Below are 991 nucleotides of genomic sequence, written 5' to 3' on the forward strand. Positions count from 1 at the left end.
ACAAGACCGATTCGGCGGTGCGCCTCACCCACCTGCCCACCGGCATCGTGGTGGAATGCCAGGACGACCGCAGCCAGCACCGCAACAAGGACAAGGCCATGAAAGTGCTGGCCGCCCGGCTGATGGACCAGCAATTGCGCGCTGCCCAGGCGAAGGAAGCCAGCACGCGGCGCAACCTGATCGGCTCCGGGGACAGAAGCGACCGTATCCGCACCTACAATTTCCCGCAGGGCCGGGTGACCGATCACCGCATCAACCTGACGCTCTACAAGATCGACATGATCATGGACGGCGACCTCGATGAACTGTTGTCCGCACTGGCCGCGGAGCACCAGGCCGACCAGTTGGCGGCGCTTGGCGAAGACCATTAATCATCGCGCTATTACCACGATATTGCGACGAGACAACCCGCATTAAGGCAATGATCCGGGTTGTGCTGCATAAATCCGGATTTCTGAACGAAAACCTTTGTATCTGTTGTAAATGCTTGCAACAGCACTGGCGTGCCATTCTTCGCTGTCTATAATCGTTTTCGACTGAGCCGCCATCCCAGAGGTCGGCGTGTCGACACTCGAAACGGACAAAAGGACGAAATCATGAAGAAATTGCTCGCGCTGTTGATGATCACCGCCGCCCTGGCTGCCTGCAGCAAGAAGGAAGAAGCGCCTGCCACGCCGAGCGCCGAAAGCGCCATGCAGAACGCCGCCGAATCCGCGAAGGCCGCCGCCAGCGATGCCGCATCCGCAGCCGGCAACGCCGCTGACGCAGCCAAGGCTGCCGCCGCCAGCGCCGCTTCCGATGTCTCCGCCGCAGCCGACCAGGCCAAGGCAGACGCCGGCAACGCCATGGCCAAGGCCAAGGAAGCCGCGAAGGACGCGGTCAACGCCGGCGCCGACAAGGCCAAGGACGCAGTCAACAAGTAATCAAGGCTGCCGGGCGGCAACAGGCCGGCCCGCGGCGATCGCGGCCCGGACCTCCCCGCCCCGCTGGC

2 protein-coding genes are annotated in these 991 nt (G+C 63.0%); both read left to right on the top strand.

Annotated features, from left to right (window positions below; translation table 11 throughout):
• A partial coding sequence (locus tag P3W85_RS01640) for a peptide chain release factor-like protein (protein WP_276263489.1) occupies positions 1–371 on the top strand: 371 nt, incomplete at its 5' end.
• Positions 372–596: 225 nt separating this feature from the next.
• Positions 597–923: a hypothetical protein gene (locus P3W85_RS01645; protein ID WP_017228551.1), complete on the top strand. Its 327-nt coding sequence runs from the start codon at positions 597–599 to the stop codon at positions 921–923.
• The last annotated feature ends 68 nt before the right edge of the window (positions 924–991 follow it).

The organism is Cupriavidus basilensis, assembly GCF_029335485.1.
GTDB lineage: Bacteria > Pseudomonadota > Gammaproteobacteria > Burkholderiales > Burkholderiaceae > Cupriavidus > Cupriavidus basilensis_E.

Excerpts from the sequence above, each read along its gene's own strand:
- P3W85_RS01645 (WP_017228551.1), top strand. The coding sequence starts at position 597 with ATGAAGAAATTGCTCGCGCTGTTGATGATCACCGCCGCCCTGGCTGCC.